Below are 306 nucleotides of genomic sequence, written 5' to 3'. Positions count from 1 at the left end.
ATCACCTCCTTACCTATACGACTAACTCAATACCTAAAAGTGCAGCGATGCATGTGAGTGTTCACACAGATTACTTGATAGAAAGAAAGAGAAAGATATCGAAAGGTATTTTTGAGGATTTTGATTCTTAATCAAGGCACTTGATGAGTTTTGCAGGGAGTGTGCTTTTAGCACATGACTGAGAAACGAAGAAAGTAACGCTGAGTAAGGATTAAAAGACCAAAAAGAATGGGTCTGTAGCTCAGCTGGTTAGAGCGCACCCCTGATAAGGGTGAGGTCGGTGGTTCAAGTCCACTCTGACCCACC

At 42.5% G+C, this 306-nt stretch carries 1 tRNA gene; it reads left to right on the top strand.

Features of this window, described 5'->3' with window-relative positions:
• The first annotated feature begins 230 nt into the window (after window positions 1-230).
• A tRNA-Ile gene (locus AAEZ02_RS22105) sits at window positions 231-304 on the top strand.
• Window positions 305-306: the final 2 nt, after the last annotated feature.

It is taken from the genome of Shewanella sp. T24-MNA-CIBAN-0130 (assembly GCF_040310185.1).
Lineage (GTDB): Bacteria > Pseudomonadota > Gammaproteobacteria > Enterobacterales > Shewanellaceae > Shewanella > Shewanella psychromarinicola.
This window is presented reverse-complemented; position numbering and strand designations above follow the sequence as displayed.